13 protein-coding genes are annotated in these 14,257 nt (G+C 68.0%); 7 read left to right on the top strand and 6 right to left on the bottom strand.

Features of this window, described 5'->3' with window-relative positions; genetic code table 11:
- Window positions 1-68 precede the first annotated feature (68 nt).
- From ACGFIK_RS14635 to ACGFIK_RS14655, 5 genes are read right to left on the bottom strand one after another with little or no spacing between them, the layout of a single operon-like run.
- On the bottom strand, window positions 69-1,145 hold the full coding sequence (locus tag ACGFIK_RS14635; protein WP_327026517.1) for an ABC transporter ATP-binding protein: 1,077 nt from the start codon (window positions 1,143-1,145) through the stop codon (window positions 69-71).
- Window positions 1,145-2,212, bottom strand: coding sequence for an ATP-binding cassette domain-containing protein (locus ACGFIK_RS14640; protein WP_327026516.1), 1,068 nt, complete (start codon window positions 2,210-2,212; stop codon window positions 1,145-1,147). The genes ACGFIK_RS14635 and ACGFIK_RS14640 overlap by 1 nt, the downstream gene beginning before the upstream one ends.
- Window positions 2,212-3,123: a carbohydrate ABC transporter permease gene (locus ACGFIK_RS14645; protein WP_327026515.1), complete on the bottom strand. Its 912-nt coding sequence runs from the start codon at window positions 3,121-3,123 to the stop codon at window positions 2,212-2,214. The genes ACGFIK_RS14640 and ACGFIK_RS14645 overlap by 1 nt, the downstream gene beginning before the upstream one ends.
- On the bottom strand, window positions 3,123-4,067 hold the full coding sequence (locus tag ACGFIK_RS14650; RefSeq protein WP_327026514.1) for a sugar ABC transporter permease: 945 nt from the start codon (window positions 4,065-4,067) through the stop codon (window positions 3,123-3,125). The genes ACGFIK_RS14645 and ACGFIK_RS14650 overlap by 1 nt, the downstream gene beginning before the upstream one ends.
- A complete protein-coding gene (locus tag ACGFIK_RS14655) occupies window positions 4,064-5,449 on the bottom strand; it encodes an extracellular solute-binding protein (RefSeq protein ID WP_327026513.1) in 1,386 nt (461 codons plus the stop codon). The genes ACGFIK_RS14650 and ACGFIK_RS14655 overlap by 4 nt, the downstream gene beginning before the upstream one ends.
- 442 nt (window positions 5,450-5,891) lie before the next feature.
- Between ACGFIK_RS14655 and ACGFIK_RS14660 the strand changes: the two genes are divergently transcribed.
- The 7 genes from ACGFIK_RS14660 to ACGFIK_RS14690 all read left to right on the top strand — a co-directional run bounded on the left by ACGFIK_RS14660 (window position 5,892) and on the right by ACGFIK_RS14690 (window position 13,143).
- Entirely contained in the window at window positions 5,892-6,635 is a 744-nt protein-coding gene (locus tag ACGFIK_RS14660; protein WP_327026512.1) for a GntR family transcriptional regulator, read from the top strand.
- Between the two features lie 83 nt (window positions 6,636-6,718).
- Window positions 6,719-7,288 (top strand): DJ-1/PfpI family protein, encoded by a 570-nt coding sequence (locus ACGFIK_RS14665; RefSeq protein ID WP_327026511.1) that lies wholly within the window; start codon window positions 6,719-6,721, stop codon window positions 7,286-7,288.
- Window positions 7,289-7,307: 19 nt separating this feature from the next.
- The gene (locus ACGFIK_RS14670; protein WP_327026510.1) at window positions 7,308-8,129 is read left to right on the top strand and encodes an alpha/beta hydrolase; all 822 of its coding nucleotides are present in this window, start codon (window positions 7,308-7,310) and stop codon (window positions 8,127-8,129) included.
- Between the two features lie 262 nt (window positions 8,130-8,391).
- Complete coding sequence (locus tag ACGFIK_RS14675; protein WP_327026509.1) at window positions 8,392-9,183, top strand: SCO2525 family SAM-dependent methyltransferase; 792 nt, start codon at window positions 8,392-8,394, stop codon at window positions 9,181-9,183.
- Between the two features lie 227 nt (window positions 9,184-9,410).
- Window positions 9,411-11,252 carry an SCO2524 family protein gene (locus ACGFIK_RS14680; protein ID WP_393339671.1) on the top strand — a complete coding sequence of 614 codons (1,842 nt, stop codon included), beginning with the start codon at window positions 9,411-9,413 and terminating at the stop codon, window positions 11,250-11,252.
- Complete coding sequence (locus tag ACGFIK_RS14685) at window positions 11,252-12,181, top strand: SCO2523 family variant P-loop protein (protein WP_327026507.1); 930 nt, start codon at window positions 11,252-11,254, stop codon at window positions 12,179-12,181. Before ACGFIK_RS14680 ends, ACGFIK_RS14685 begins: the two co-directional genes overlap by 1 nt.
- Window positions 12,182-12,216: 35 nt before the next feature.
- A complete protein-coding gene (locus ACGFIK_RS14690; RefSeq protein WP_357530200.1) occupies window positions 12,217-13,143 on the top strand; it encodes an SCO2522 family protein in 927 nt (308 codons plus the stop codon).
- On the opposite strand, the gene ACGFIK_RS14695 is transcribed toward ACGFIK_RS14690, so the two are convergent.
- On the bottom strand, window positions 13,122-14,105 hold the full coding sequence (locus ACGFIK_RS14695; RefSeq protein WP_327026505.1) for an SCO2521 family protein: 984 nt from the start codon (window positions 14,103-14,105) through the stop codon (window positions 13,122-13,124). The two genes, ACGFIK_RS14690 and ACGFIK_RS14695, sit on opposite strands and share 22 nt — an antisense overlap.
- Between the last annotated feature and the right edge of the window lie 152 nt (window positions 14,106-14,257).

Below are 14,257 nucleotides of genomic sequence, written 5' to 3' on the forward strand. Positions count from 1 at the left end.
CTTGGGCCGCACCTGGGCGCAGGCAAAAAAGACGAGGTGGGCGCAGGTTGCCGTCGCGCCCGGCGGGCTTACCGCCCGGCCTCGGACAGCGACAGGCCAGTGTCCGCGTCGAACAGGTGCGCACGGTCCAGGTCGACGGTGACCAACAGTCGTTCGCCCGGCGTACCGGTGACGGTTGGTCGTGCCTTGACCTTGAGGATCGTCGTCCCCACCTGGACGTCGACCACCGTTCGGTCACCGAGCGGCTCAAGCCCGTAGAGCTCTCCCGGCAACGACGCGTCCCCCCGTTGCTCGACGGACAGGTCCTCCGCGCGCAGGCCCAGCAGCAGCGCCTGACCGTCCTTAGCGGTGCTCCACCGGGGTCTCGGCAGCGTCCACCCTTCCGCACCGACCAGACGGTCTCCCTCGGCGTGGCAGGGGAGCAGGCTGATCGGCGGGCTCCCGACGAACCCGGCGACCCACTGGTTGGCGGGACGCTCGTACACCTCGGTCGGTGTGCCGACCTGTTGCACCTTGCCCTCCTTGAGCACCGCCACCTGGTCGGCCATGGACAGGGCCTCCACCTGGTCGTTGGTCACGTAGACGAAGGTCGCCCCGAGGCTGCGGTGGATGCGGGTTAGCTCGGTACGCATCTCGACGCGGAGTTTGAGGTCGAGGTTCGTCAGCGGCTCGTCCATGAGAAAGGCGCGCGGGCTACGGACCAGCGCCCGGGCCAGGGCGACCCGCTGCATCTCACCGCCGGACAACTGCGCGGGACGACGTTGCAGCAGCCGTTCGATGTGCAGCAGGCGCGACATCCGCTCGACGGCGGCGGCGATCTCGCTGGAGGAACAGCGGCGGGCCCGCAGCGGCGAGGCGATGTTCTCGTACACGGTGTGTCGTGGGTAGAGGGCGTAGCTCTGGAAGACCATGGCCAGGTCGCGCGCGGCCGGGGTGTCACCGGTCGCGTCCCTGCCGTCCAGGTGCACCGACCCGGCGTCGAGCTTCTCCAGGCCGGCGATCGCTCGCAGGGTGGTCGTCTTGCCCGCCCCGGAGGGGCCGAGTACGACGAAGAAGGCGCCGTCCGGCACGTCCAGGGTCACCCCGTCCAGGGCCTGGACCTTGCCGAAGGACTTGCACAGCCCCTGTGCTGCCACGGTTCCCATCAGGCCACCAGCTCTTCCGTACGCGGGTCGTAGACCGCCGGGGTGGCGCCGGTGTGCCGGAGCCCTACCGGTGCGTCAGCGGCGAAGCGGACGGTCGGTGGCATCCGCACCCGTACCTCGTGCTGGCTGTTGTGGTCGACGACGTAGATGATCTCGTCGCCCAGCCACTCCACCGAGACCACCCGGGCCGGGACCGAACGCTCCGCCCCCGGTGCGGTGACCTCCAGGGCCTCCGGCCGGACACCCGCGATCAGGCGACGGTCACGGGGCAGGCCGGGCGGTGGGTTGAGGGCCAGCCCGCCTCGGCTGCGCAGCTTCCCGTCGGCCACCTCCACCTCGATCAGGTTCATCGGCGGGGAGCCGATGAAGGCGGCGCAGAAGAGACTCGCCGGACGGTCGTACACCTCGAGCGGGGTGCCGATCTGCTCGACGCGGCCCTTGTTGAGGATGGCGATCCGGTGACCTAGCGACATCGCCTCGACCTGGTCGTGGGTGACGTAGACCATCGTCGCCCCCAACTCTCCCTGCAGGTGCTTGATCTCCGTACGCATGTCCGCCCTCAGCTCCGCGTCCAGGTTGGTGAGGGGCTCGTCCATCAGGAATGCGCGAGGTCGGCGCACCAGGGCGCGGGCGAGCGCCACGCGCTGCTGCTCCCCGCCGGACAGCTGGCGGGGTCGCCGGTCCATGAGTGGACCCAGCCGCATCAGCCGGGCGGCCTCGTCGACCCGCTGATGCACCTCCGACTTGGGCAGCCCCTCGGCCCGCAGCGGGAACGCCAGGTTGTCGCGGGTCTTCAGATGCGGGTAGAGGGCGTAGAACTGGAACACCATGGCGATGTCCCGCTCGGCCGGTGGCAGGTCGTTGACCAGGGTGTCGCCGATGCGGATGTCGCCGGTCGTCTGCCGCTCCAGGCCGGCGATGGCCCGCAGCGTGGTCGTCTTGCCGCAACCCGACGGGCCGAGCATCACGAACAGCTCGCCGTGGCCGATGGACAGGTCCACCTGCTCGACCGCTACCGTGCCGTCCGGGTAGCGCTTGTGCAGGGCGGTCACCTCGATGCCGGCCATCAGCGTCGCACCGCCCCGAGGGTCACCCCGGCGATGAGGTGCTTGCGGACCAGGTAGGCGAAGAGAAGCACCGGCAGGGCGAACACCACGGAGGCGGCGGCCACCAGACCCCAGTCCACGGTGGTGCCGCCGATCAGGCCCGCGATGGCGGGTGGCGCGGTACGCACGCTGTCGCTGGAGGTCAGGAAGATGGCGAACACGAACTCGTTCCACGAGAAGATGAGGGCGAAGACCGCCGTCGCGGCGATGCCGGGCACGAGCAGGGGAAGGGTGTACCGCCGGAACGCCTGCAGCCGGGTGTACCCGTCGAGCATGGCGGCATCCTCGTACTCCGAGGGCACCTCGTCGACGAACCCCTTCATCATCCAGATCGTGAACGGCAGGTTGTACGCGGCATAGATGAGGATCAGGCCGAGCTTGGTGTCGATGAGTCCGACCTGCCGGTACATGAGGAAGATCGGGATCACGACCACCACGGGCGGCATGAAGCGGGTGGACAGGATGAAGAACAACTGGTCCTTCTTGGCCTTCACCGCGAAGCGGGAGTAGGCCCAGGCCGCCGGCACCCCCAGCAGGGTGGCCAGGGCGGTGGAGGCCCCGGCGACCAGCACGGAGTTGAGGAAGGCCACGGAGAGGTCGGAACGACCGCCGTCGGGGCCGATGAACACGTCCTTGAAATGGTCCATCGTGACCGTGAAGCCGAAGAACTCGGCCGGTACGGCGTAGACGTCCCGGTTCTCCTTGATGGAGGTCTCGATCATCCACAGCACCGGGAAGAGCATCACCACGGCCAGTACGGTCAGCGCCGCGACCTCCAGCACGGAGCGGCCCCGGCCGCCTCGGCGACGCGCGGGGAGCGCGCGATCCGGGGTAGGACCTGTGGCCACGGCCTCGTCGACGGAGACGGCCATCAGCCCTCCTTGAGTCTGTTCAGGTAACGCAGGTAGATCTGCGAGAGGACGATGACGACGAGGACCATGAGGATCCCGTACGCCGAGGCGGTTCCGGTGTTGAAGCCCAGGAAGGCGACCTTGTAGACATGGAACGACAGGGTCTCGGTGGAGACACCCGGACCTCCGTTGGTCAGGATGTAGACGAGGTCGAACAGCCGGAAGGCCTCGATGGCCCGGAACAACACCGCGATCAGCAGCAGCGGCCACACCAGCGGAAGAGTGATGGTGCGGAACCGGAACCACTCCGACGCCCGGTCGATCGAGGCGGCCTCGTACAGGTACTTGGGCACCGCGGTGAGCCCCGCCAGGGCGATGAGCATGATGAACGGGGTCCACTGCCAGGTGTCGACCACGATCAGGGAGATCAACGCCGTCCGCTGCCGGGTCAGCCACTCCACCTGCCCCAGGCCGAGCGAGCCGAGCATGCTGTTGATCACGCCGAACTGGGCGTCGAGCATGAACCGCCAGAACAGCCCGACCACGACCGGCGACAGCATCATCGGGACCAGGAACAACGTGGTCAGCAACCCCCGCCCATGGGTACGCCGGGAGATCAGGTACGCGATGGTGAAACCGAGCACTGTCTGCAGGGTGACCGCACCGACCACGTAGATCAACGTCGTCAGGGCCCGCTGGTGGACCTGCGCCGAGGTCAGGATGGCGGTGTAGTTGCCGAACCCGACGAAGTAGGCGCGCCCCCCACGGGTGGCCGAGTAGTCCGTGAAGGACAGGTACAGCGCCCACAGCAGCGGGAACACCGACATCGCTAGCAACAGCAGCAGCGCGGGGGAGATGAAGGCCACGGCCAGTCCCCGGTCGCTCAGCCGGCGGAACCGACCCGGTGCAGGTGGCGGCCCAGCCGCCACCTGCCCGGCATCGGTCGTCAGTACGGGGTCACTCACAGTCCGCCGCCGCCCCTGCGGCTGCTGGAGTCGAGCACGCTCTGCTGCTCCTTGGCGATGTCGTCGAGCGCAGCCTTCGGGCTCTTGGCGCCGTTGAGGGCCGCGTTGACGTTGGTGTTCTCGATGTCGACCAGGCGTGCGTACTCCGGCACGTTCCACATGTCCCGCATCCGGGGCACCGAGTCGGCATACACCTGGTTGAACGGCCCGGCATTGAGGAACTCGGGCGAGGCCAGGGCGTCCGTACGCGATGGCACCCCACCGGCGGCCGCCCACTTCTTCTGGATGTCGGCCCGCTGGAACCACTTCATGAAGTTCAGGGCCTCGACCTGGTTCGCCTCGGCGGAGTAGGCCGACACGTGCATCCCCATCCCGCCGAGGGGGACCAGGTTGGTCTTCTGGCTGGGCAGGGTGGCGAATCCCAGCTTGTCGAGGATCTGCTCCCGGGTGGAGCCCAGGGTCGACTCCTTGGGATCGAGCAGGCCGCCGCTCGCGGCGATCCAGTTGAACGCGATGCAGGCCTTGCCCTGGGCGACCGCCGCGTTCACCTCGTCGATGAACCAGTTGCCGGAGCCCCTGGCGGTCAGCGGCTTCATCTTGTTGACCAGGACATCCATCGCCTCATGGCCTGCGGCATCGTTGAGAATGCCGTCGATCTTGCGGGTCTTGGGGTCCCAGAGGTTGCCGCCGTACACGCCGTTGACCGTGTTGTAGGTGACGGCCGCGGCGTCGGAGCCGTTGGCCTGGTGGAAAGCCAGCCCGCTGACGCCAGGGTTGTCCGCCTGACACTTCTCGGCGACCGAGATCATCTCGTCCCAGGTCTGCGGCGGCTGGTCGCCGATCAGGTCCTTGCGGTAGATCATCGTCCAGGTGTCGCCGAGCAGCGGCAGCCCGTACAGGCTGGCGTTCTCGTCCCGCTGGCCGGTCTCCGCCTGCGGGAACTGGCCGTACGCCGCCAGGAGGTACGGGTTGTACGCCTCGACGTCGATGTTGTTCTTGACGAAGTCGGTGATGTCCAGGATGTTGCCGTTCGTCACGGCCTCGCCGATGTGTTGCGAATCCAGGATCGCGATGTCGAAGTCGGTCTTGCGGGCGGCGAACTGGGTGAACATCGCGTCGTGCCAATTGGCGTTCGGCACGGTGTTCACCTTGATGGTGGCGTTCGGCCGCTCCTTCTTGTACTCCGCGTTCGCGAAGGCCTCCAGTGCCTGGGCCGGCGGCCAGTCGAACCAGATGAAGCTGAGGGTCAGCGGGTCCGTGGTGAGTTCCGGGATGGTCGCCGGCGCCTTGGGGGCGCTCGCCGTCGCGTCGTCGTCCCCGCCATCGCCACAGGCCGCCACGGTCGTGGCCACCAGCAGCATGGCCACCGTCGCCAGCTGCACCTTCCGCCGGGGAGCGGACAATCGTGTCGTTCGCCGTGAATGCCGCATATGCCTGCCTGCTTTCTGGGTTCGGACTTCTAGAACCTCGCCAGGTGCTTCGTCGAGCAGTTGCCGGATGGTTCATGCGGGGCTGCCGGGCTGCCGCGCAGGACTATCCGCAGCCCGGCGTCACGACTGCGCCGCGATGCCCGGGCCGGCACGCCGTCGAGAAGTCCTTCGGTCCAACCACAGCCCGGTGACCGAACCGAGCAGGACCTCGCGCATGCTCGTGGGAGCTTCAGGTGATCGAGTGGAACGGTGGTGGGTGGTTCGATGCTGTGGCGCAGGATGACGATCATCCGCCACATTTCCTATACGATCCGGTTGGGGCGTCAGCATGCCGCAGCGTTGTGACTGATGTCAATGGGTTCCCGAAGGGCGCGAGGAAGGACCTCAGGTCACGATGGACGATGAAGCGACGATCGCCCCGGCCCGCAGGGTCGTGACGGGCGCAGGGCCGTCGGGACGAGCCGGCGGCCGGCTCGCCGACGAGGTGTACGACACCCTGCTGGGACAGCTGATGTCGTTACGGATAGAGCCGGGCTCCCGCGTCACGATCGACGTTCTGGCCCGAGAGCTGGGGGTCTCGCAGACACCGATCCGGGACGCACTGAACCGGATGGAGGCCGAGGGCCTGGTCGTACGGGTGCCCCACGCCGGCTACCGCATCCCGCCCCAGATCACCCGCAGCCGATTCGAGGACATGCTCGAGATCCGCCTGCTCCTGGAACCGGCCGCGGCACGCAGATCCGCCGAACGCGCGTCTCCGGAGCAGGTCGCCGGCCTGCGCCGGATGCTGGGGGAGATGGCCGAGCTGGAGGGGGGCCACGGGCCGGCGGCCTACGGTGCCTTCGGCCTGCGCGACGCCGCCTTCCACGATCTCGTCGCCTCCAGCGCGGAGAACCAGGTCATCCGGGAAACGCTTGCCCGCCTGCACAGCCACGTACACCTGTTCCGGCTGCACCGCGACGCCCAGGTCACCCACCTGGCCATGGCCGAGCACGAGGACGTCGTGGCCGCGATCGCCGCGCGGGACGCCGACGCCGCCGCCTACGCGATGCGTCGGCACATCCTGCGCTCCGGCGAGCGATTCCGCCGATTCTTCGACGAACTCAAGGAAACGGAGCCGGTCGCGGCAGAGGCTTGACGGGCGGACAGGGCCGGGGAATGCTGAACCGATCGGATCGTATTGGATCTATCTCGCCCGTCCCCAGATGCGAGGAGAAGCAGGTGCCCAGAGCGCTGCTCCTGACCGGCGACGCCGCCGAGGAACTCGACACCATGTACCCCTACTACCGCGTACAGGAAGGCGGTTGGGACGTCGACGTCTCGTCCCGGACGATGCGTGACGTGCAACTGGTCATCCACGAGTTCGACCCCAACTCCGACGCCTACGTGGAGAAGAACGGCCGGAAGCTGCCGGTCGACGTGCCCTGGGCCGAGGTCGACGTCGAGCGCTACGACGCCCTCATCATCCCCGGGGGACGAGCCCCCGAGTGGATCCGGGTCGACGCCGACGTCCGGCGCATCACCGAGCACTTCTTCGCCCGCAACCTCCCCATAGCCCTGGTCTGCCACGGCGCCCAGGTGCCGGCGGTGTACGGGCTGCTGAAGGGCCGAAAGACGGCCTGCTTCCCACCCATCACCGGTGACATGGAGAACGCGGGCGCGACCGTCATCGACGCTCCGGACGTCGTGGACGGCAACCTCGTCTCCTGCCGGGGCTGGCCCGACATGCCGCAGTTCGGCAGGGCGATGATGGAGGTCTTCTCGAAGTCCGTCGACCCCGCATCGGCGTGAACGCACCTGGCCTGCCCCGGTGACAGAACTTCGGACCATCACCGTCGAGGGCTCTCCCGTACACCTGATGGAGAGCGGCACCGGCCCCGCGGTGCTGATGCTGCACGGTTCCGGACCCGGCACGACCGGGTCCGGAGCCTGGGCAGCGACGGCGCAGGCGCTGGGCACCTCCTGGCACCTGATCGCTCCCGACCACGCGGGGTTCGGCCGTACCCCTGTCCCGGCGGGCGCCAGAGGTGGGCTCCGACTGTGGACGGAGCAGGCCGCCGGCCTCATGGATGCTCTCGGCATCGAGCACTACGCCGTGGTGGGTCACTCCATGGGCGGTGCCGTGGCGCTGGCGTTGGCGGCCGCGCGTCCCCAGCAGGTCACCCGGGTCGTGGCGGTCTCGACCATGGGCGCCCCCGGGGCCCCGCTGTCCGCCGATCTCGAGGCGATCTGGGCCGCCCCCGCCGGTCCGCCCGGAGCCCGAGACATGCTGAGCCGCCTGGTTTACGACCAGAGGCTCGTGACCGATGCGGCCGTCGCGGCCCGGGCGGCTGCGATGCGAGCGGGGGCGGCCGCATACCCGTCGCTGTTCCCGCCACCCAGGGCCCGATGGGTCGAGGACCTCACCCTCTCGCCGCAGACCCTGGCAGCGATCCGCGCGCCGGTGCTGCTCGTGCACGGCGCCGAGGACCGAGTCGTCCCGCTGGCGGCGGCAACTCAGCCCCTGCTCGAACACCTCGCCGATGTCCGGCTGCAGGTGTTCAGCCGATGCGGGCACGTCCCGGCGATCGAACACCCGCACGAGTTCAGGCACCTGTTGTCGGGTTTTCTGAGCCAGGAGAGCCGGCACTGATCACTGCGGTAGGTCCGCAGCCCGTACTCAAGTAGATCAGCTCGAAGCAGATGTGATTCGCGCACAAAGCAGAGGGCCACCCTCGCTGGTCTGGACCGTCCAATAGAGAGAGCAGGGCCGTCGTCAGGCTGGCATTTCCTTGTCTGGAGTGGCGTGCTGTCACTTGCGGGCAAGCTACCAGTTCGATACACAATGGTCGGCGCACTGAGCGCCCCAGAGTGACAACTGAGTGTGATCCGCTGAGACCGATGGAGGAACGTCCATGGCGTTGACCCCGGAGGCCGGCGGTTGTGGTGATTTACCCGCGTCATCCGTGCCGATCGAGTCTGCGAGGCCGGTGAACACCGAGGTCGAGTGGGACGGGTTCGACCCGCACGCCTATGTCTCGCACAACTACGCGGACCTGCGCTCCGACGACCGGGAGCTGCTCCGCCGAACCCGAGACTTCTTCGCCGGAGCGAGGCTGGCCGAGGCGCGCTGCGTCGACGTCGGATCGGGTGCCAACCTCTATCCGGCGCTGACGCTCCTGCCGTTCGCGCGCGCCATCGAGCTGTGCGAGTGGTCCACCTCGAATCTGCGCTGGCTGCGTACCCAGGTCGACGGTTACGACAAGCTCTGGGATCCGTACTGGCAGGTCTGCCTCGAGCATCCGGCGTATGCGGCGCTGTCGGATCCACGACAGCGCCTGGCGCAGGTCGGCAGAGTCAGCCGGACCAGCGTCTTCGATCTGCCGCAGCACACCTGGGACGCGGGCACGATGTTCTTCGTCGCCTGCTCCATCTCGGCCGACCGGGCGGAGGCCGATCACGCCGTCGCCCGGTTTCTGGGGGCACTGCGCCCTGGCGCACCCTTCGCGGTGGCCGTCATGCTCGGGTCCGCCGGCTACCGCGTCGGCCCGCGCTTCTTCCCGGCCGTGGCGCTGCACCGCGCCGAGGTGGTGGCTGGCATCGCCGCCGGCGCGTATGAAGTGACCGTCTACGAGGAGCGTCCCCGGCCACGGTTGCGTGACGGATATCTGAGCATGCTGCTGGTCACCGGCCGCGCTCGCGGATAGTGCCGAGGCGGATCAGGGGTGCCACCGAATGGGCACGCCGCCTGGTGGGCGGGCACCCTGCTTCACGTTCTGCGGCTCGCCGACTCGCGCGAGCAGAGCGGTTCCGATGGCACTCGACCAGCCCGTTACGATGACACTGCACATCGGTGCCGGTCATCGTGGATCATCGTGCGCACGGCAACACCAGCGGTTCCGAGTCGGCGACTACATGCAGACGGCGGTGGATCATGCGGATACAGCCGCGCCAGGAGATCCTCGACATCTGGCGTGCCACGGTGCGGAGCTGTTGGGAAAAAGGTGAATGGCACTGGGGCGGCCGAAGCGGCAGCAATTCCGTCAGTGATGCCGAGCAGCTGCTGATCCTGCTTCTTCCTGCGGCGAAGATCCCCGTGCTGTCGCTCGACGACCCTGACCGCGCCGACGACGAGGTGGTCGAGGCCCTCAGTTCGCTCGGCGGTGCGATCGAGATTCCCCGACGGTTGGTCAGCGTCATGATCGACTACTTCAGGCGGTACACCGCCGAGGACGGCACACCCATCTTCGGCGGCGGCGGCTACCTCACCCCGGTCGATGGCGGCCCGGAGCTGACCGAGGAACAACGGTCCTTCGACATCGTCGACTCGTTCGCCGTCTCCATCACTCTCACGTTGGCGACGATCGGTTTCGTCAAGGTCTACCGCAGTGCCACCCAGCGACGAGAACTGCTCGTGCAACTGGACGAACTGGAGGCGATGGCCGGCATTCGACTCACCGCCGCCATGGTGGGCCTGCTGCGCAGCTTCAGCACCTTTGTCTTCACCTCCACCAGCTCCAACGGTCAACGGCTGTGTGAGATGGTCAACCAGGACGAGCTACCGCGCCGGGAACTCGTCGCGGCGCTGCGCGAGCAGTTGCGGGAAACCATGGCCAGTCTGCGCAGCGTGGTCCTCGGGTCCGGCCGGGTCACCGAAGACCTCGACAACAGCGACATGCTTTTCGAATGCGGCTGGTCGTGGGGCATCATCGCCGGCGCCGAGGAAGTCTCCACCAGCGAGCCGATCGGCCGGCAACGCGAAGGCTCGGCCGAGAACGCCCCCTACCTCTACTTCACGGTCATCGCGATGGACGCCATCGAAGACCTGAACTCGGAACGTACCCGCCTGCTCGGCCTGCTCAACGAGGAACAACAGCGGCTGTCCCGGGCTCTGCAGCTGCGCTGGGAGCTGACCCGGACCTACTGGGCCACGGTGGCGACCTTCGGCAACCGGCGGCGATGGCCCATCGAGGACATCCCGTGGCGCACGACCGATGGCGACCGCACCGACTACTACACCCTCCAAGCGACGTCGCTGGCGGTCAAGGGACTGCTCGCGGTCGGACGCGGCGGCGACGAGGAACTCGGCCGCATCGCCGCGGTGCTGGTGGAACTGGCACAGCGGGGCCGCGTCACCCGACGCGCAACGCCCGGGGAGTCGGCGCTGCTCGTGCACACCCCCGGCAAGCGGGTCACTCTCAACGACGCCGATTCCACGCCGATGATGACCTGGGTCGTGAACGAGTTCTCCACGGTGCTGCTACAGCGGGCGATTCACGTCGCCGGCCTGCTGAGCAACGCCCGGCGGCGCAGCGAACTGCTCGAGTTGGCCGACGAGGTGTGGGATCACCTGCTGCTGCGCCGGATTCCCGACGGCCGGCACCGAGGATTGTGGGACCATGCCGGCGGTGCCTTCCCCGGGCTGGCCCCCAAACCGGACGCGCCCAGCTGGTACCTCACCGAGCGTGTGGTGCATGCGCTGGTCAACGCCGGTCAGCTGCTCTGGGATCGGCCCTTCCCGCGCGCCGGCCGGCTCGTCGCCTATGCGCAGGACCTCATCGACGAAGCGGAATACCTGTTCGACCGTGAGCTGATGCGCGGCACGTTCGCCGGAGAGGCGATGCAACGCAGCATGCGCAGCATCCGGGTGAGCCTGCGCCGGGCGCAACTGCTGGTGGACGAACGGCCGGGCACGGCGGCAGCCTTGGCGGACACGCTGCTGCTCCTGCTCAACGACATCACCACCGGGCAACAGAAGGCCAGCGAGGGGATCTGATGCTGGTCTTCGTCACGTCGCACAAGGGTGGCACCGGTCGCTCGGTGACCGCCGCGAACATCGCCTACCGCAGCGCCCTGGCCGGCCGCCCCACCTGCTACCTGGACTACGACTTCGGCTCGCCCACCGCTGGCATCACGTTCCAGATTCCGGACGCCGTCAACGGGGTGGAGGGCGAAGGGCCGAACGAGGGTGGTCTGCACCGCTACCTACGCGGAGAGATCCCATTCCCCAAGCAGTTGGATGTGTGGGGCACCTCGGAACGGGCCAGCCTGCGCCAGCGACCCATCGGCTCAGGTCCGCTGGTGCTGCTACCCGGCCAGCGCAACGGCAGCGAGTTCCCTTTCACCAACGACATCGCCAAACGCTGCGCCGAGCTCTTTCTCCGGCTGGAGGAGGAGTTCGACCTGATTCTCGTGGACCTCAGCGCCGGTCGGTCGTACGCCAGTCATATCGCGCTGGCCGCCACGGCCACCCCCGCGCTACGCAAGGTGGTCGCGCGCTGGTTGGTCTTTCATCGCTGGACTCCCCAGCACGTCACCGCGGCGGCGGATCTCGCCTTCGAGGCGGGCGGCATCCTCGCCATAGGCAAGGAGTACGGTCACGAGCCGGAGCGGCTGCGGGAGTCGCTGCGCTTCATCCGCACGGCGGTGATCGACTCCCGCGGCCCCGAGGTCGGCCACCTCGACCTCGCGCAGCAGGCATTCCTGCGCAAGTGCGACACAGAACTGTCGGAACTGGCCCGCCGCCGAGGAGTCGGGCGTACGACGCGGCTCGGCGTGGTGCCGCTGGACCCGCTGTTGCAGTGGCGGGAACAGCTCATCTCCGATCATGACGTACAAGCCAAAATCGCGAATGTGAAGACGGTGGATGCCATCGTGACGCTTACCGAAAAGCTCTTCGACGAGACCGCATGGGAAACCGTGTGATCGACGTGGATGTCAGGTTCCAGGAGGCAGCTGCGGTGCGTCGGACAGAGAGCGTGGCGTACTCCCATCTGTCGGTCGAGTTGGGGCACTTCTACGCGGAGGACTTCGGCGTCGGCTGCCAGGATCTGCGCCGCAAGTTCGCGCGGATCGCCGACTGGTCGACGGCGATTCCGGCCCTGGCCCGCCACGGGCTGCCGGCCCTCCGTCAGCCGCGGATCAGCACCTGCTTCATGGTGGACGACTACTTCCACCGATTCGGCTCACCCCGCGAGGTGATCCCGCAGGTGCAGAGTGCCGCAGCAGAGCTGGGCCTGGTGCTGGACTACGTGGCTCGGGAATCCAGCTTCGCCCGTCACGGTGGCGTCGAACTCGCCCAGATGGTGGTCGACACCCTCGTGATGGAACCACCCCGGAACACCACCGGAAGTCGGCCCCCGCTCAATGCATCCGGGTGGCTGTCCAACGGGATGCGCTCGCCCGGGTACGTGGACGCGCCGGCGATGACTCTGCCTCGCCCCTGGTCTCCGCCGGTGCAGTCCGGCGATCCCCGGCACTCCATTTTCGTCGACATAGAGCTGTGGTCCGACGAACCGAAGACCCGGGTGTGGGCGTGCGCACTGCTCGCGTCGGTCTGGCAGATGGCCCGGCTGGGCGTGTTGCGACACCGCGGGCAGACCCTGATGCAACCGACCCGCATAACCGGTGAGCTACCGGCCGACTGGGACGAGCTGCCGGCGGTAGTCCAGCTCAACCCGACCGCCGCGCCGTTCTGCGCGTACCGCACCCTGACCCTCATGGACACCCAGTACCTGCCGGTCGAGCTGGCGGTACGGACCATTCTCGGTCAGGTGGCGGTACCGACGGCGGTCGCGCAGCAGGTCGCCCGGCGCGCGGGTGGTGAAGGCCTACATCTGCCCAGCGAGCTCATCGACCGGCTGAGTTACGTGTTCATCGGCGGATGAGTGTGCTTGCGCCCGCACGGTTGGTCGATCGACATCCGCCCCGCCAGGTCACGCAGCAGCGCCAGGTTGCCCACACTGACCTGATCCCGGATCCAGGTCACCGACGAGTTCCACTGCCGGCTGAATCCGGGCACCTGCTCCAACCGGTCCCAGATCGGCCGCAGCCGTGGGTCGACACGCGCGCCCGGCAACCAGAGGTGCAGCAGGTGCTCCAAGACGGGACGCAAGCGCTCGACGTGTTCCTGCCCGGTGCCGGACCGGGTGACGACGGCCTCCATCAGTGAGGAGAGCATGGTCAGCAGCCAGTCGTGCAACGCGAGATCCTCGCAGAGACCGGCCACGGCGGCCGGCACGTCCTGCGGGGGAAGAACCAGTTCGACCGTACGCAGGGTGGGGGAGTCCACGGTGACGACGGCCGAGACCTCCCGGTCCGACTGCGGACCCACCTGCGCTGCCCAACGCAGCCGGGTACGCGCCGCCCGCAGCGGCGGACGCCGGTCCAGCAGGTCGGACATCTGTACCCCGTCGAGCACCCGTCCGGTGATCGCCTCCAGGTTCAGTACGTCCGCATCGTTGCTGTGCAGAAAACCGGCGGTCAGGTCGGCGCTGTTCAGCTTGCCGACCGTCTCCAGGATGCCCGGCTGGGCCAGGTAGTGCGACCAGGGTTGACGACGGTCACCGCTGACGACCTGGATGACCGACGACGCCTGCACGATTCGGCCACCGGTGATGATGGCCCGGCTGACCACCGCGCCCACTGCCCGTAACCTCTTCCGTTTGGCGCTGGGCAGCCAGCAGTCCACGCCGGTGCGCACATCGGGCGAGACCGCATAGAGCGACGGACGGCGGGAGGTCAGCACCGCCTCGCCTTCGACCAGGCTGAGCACCTCCGAACTCTGCTCCTGTGCCAGCGCCGTGCTGTGTTGCAGCAGGTTGGTGTGCACCTCGCCGAACGTGATCATGGCTTCCTCCGCATCGCCGCCCGCCCGCAATCATCCTGCGGAATGCGACCCCCGCTGAATCACCCGCGCCGATACCGACCCTGGTGAGGCCACGGATCCCCGAGACAACGGGAATCGACCCACTGGGGCGGCATCTGCCCTGGGGGCATCAT

This window comes from Micromonospora sp. NPDC048871 (assembly GCF_043198155.1).
Classification (GTDB): Bacteria; Actinomycetota; Actinomycetes; order Mycobacteriales; family Micromonosporaceae; genus Micromonospora.

Bases quoted from the DNA above. Each gene is read 5' to 3' on its own strand.
- ACGFIK_RS14635 (WP_327026517.1), bottom strand. From the start codon at position 1,145: ATGGGAACCGTGGCAGCACAGGGGCTGTGCAAGTCCTTCGGCAAGGTC.
- ACGFIK_RS14640 (WP_327026516.1), bottom strand. From the start codon at position 2,212: ATGGCCGGCATCGAGGTGACCGCCCTGCACAAGCGCTACCCGGACGGC.
- ACGFIK_RS14645 (WP_327026515.1), bottom strand. From the start codon at position 3,123: ATGGCCGTCTCCGTCGACGAGGCCGTGGCCACAGGTCCTACCCCGGAT.
- ACGFIK_RS14660 (WP_327026512.1), top strand. From the start codon at position 5,892: ATGGACGATGAAGCGACGATCGCCCCGGCCCGCAGGGTCGTGACGGGC.
- ACGFIK_RS14675 (WP_327026509.1), top strand. From the start codon at position 8,392: ATGGCGTTGACCCCGGAGGCCGGCGGTTGTGGTGATTTACCCGCGTCA.
- ACGFIK_RS14680 (WP_393339671.1), top strand. From the start codon at position 9,411: ATGCGGATACAGCCGCGCCAGGAGATCCTCGACATCTGGCGTGCCACG.
- ACGFIK_RS14685 (WP_327026507.1), top strand. From the start codon at position 11,252: ATGCTGGTCTTCGTCACGTCGCACAAGGGTGGCACCGGTCGCTCGGTG.
- ACGFIK_RS14695 (WP_327026505.1), bottom strand. From the start codon at position 14,105: ATGATCACGTTCGGCGAGGTGCACACCAACCTGCTGCAACACAGCACG.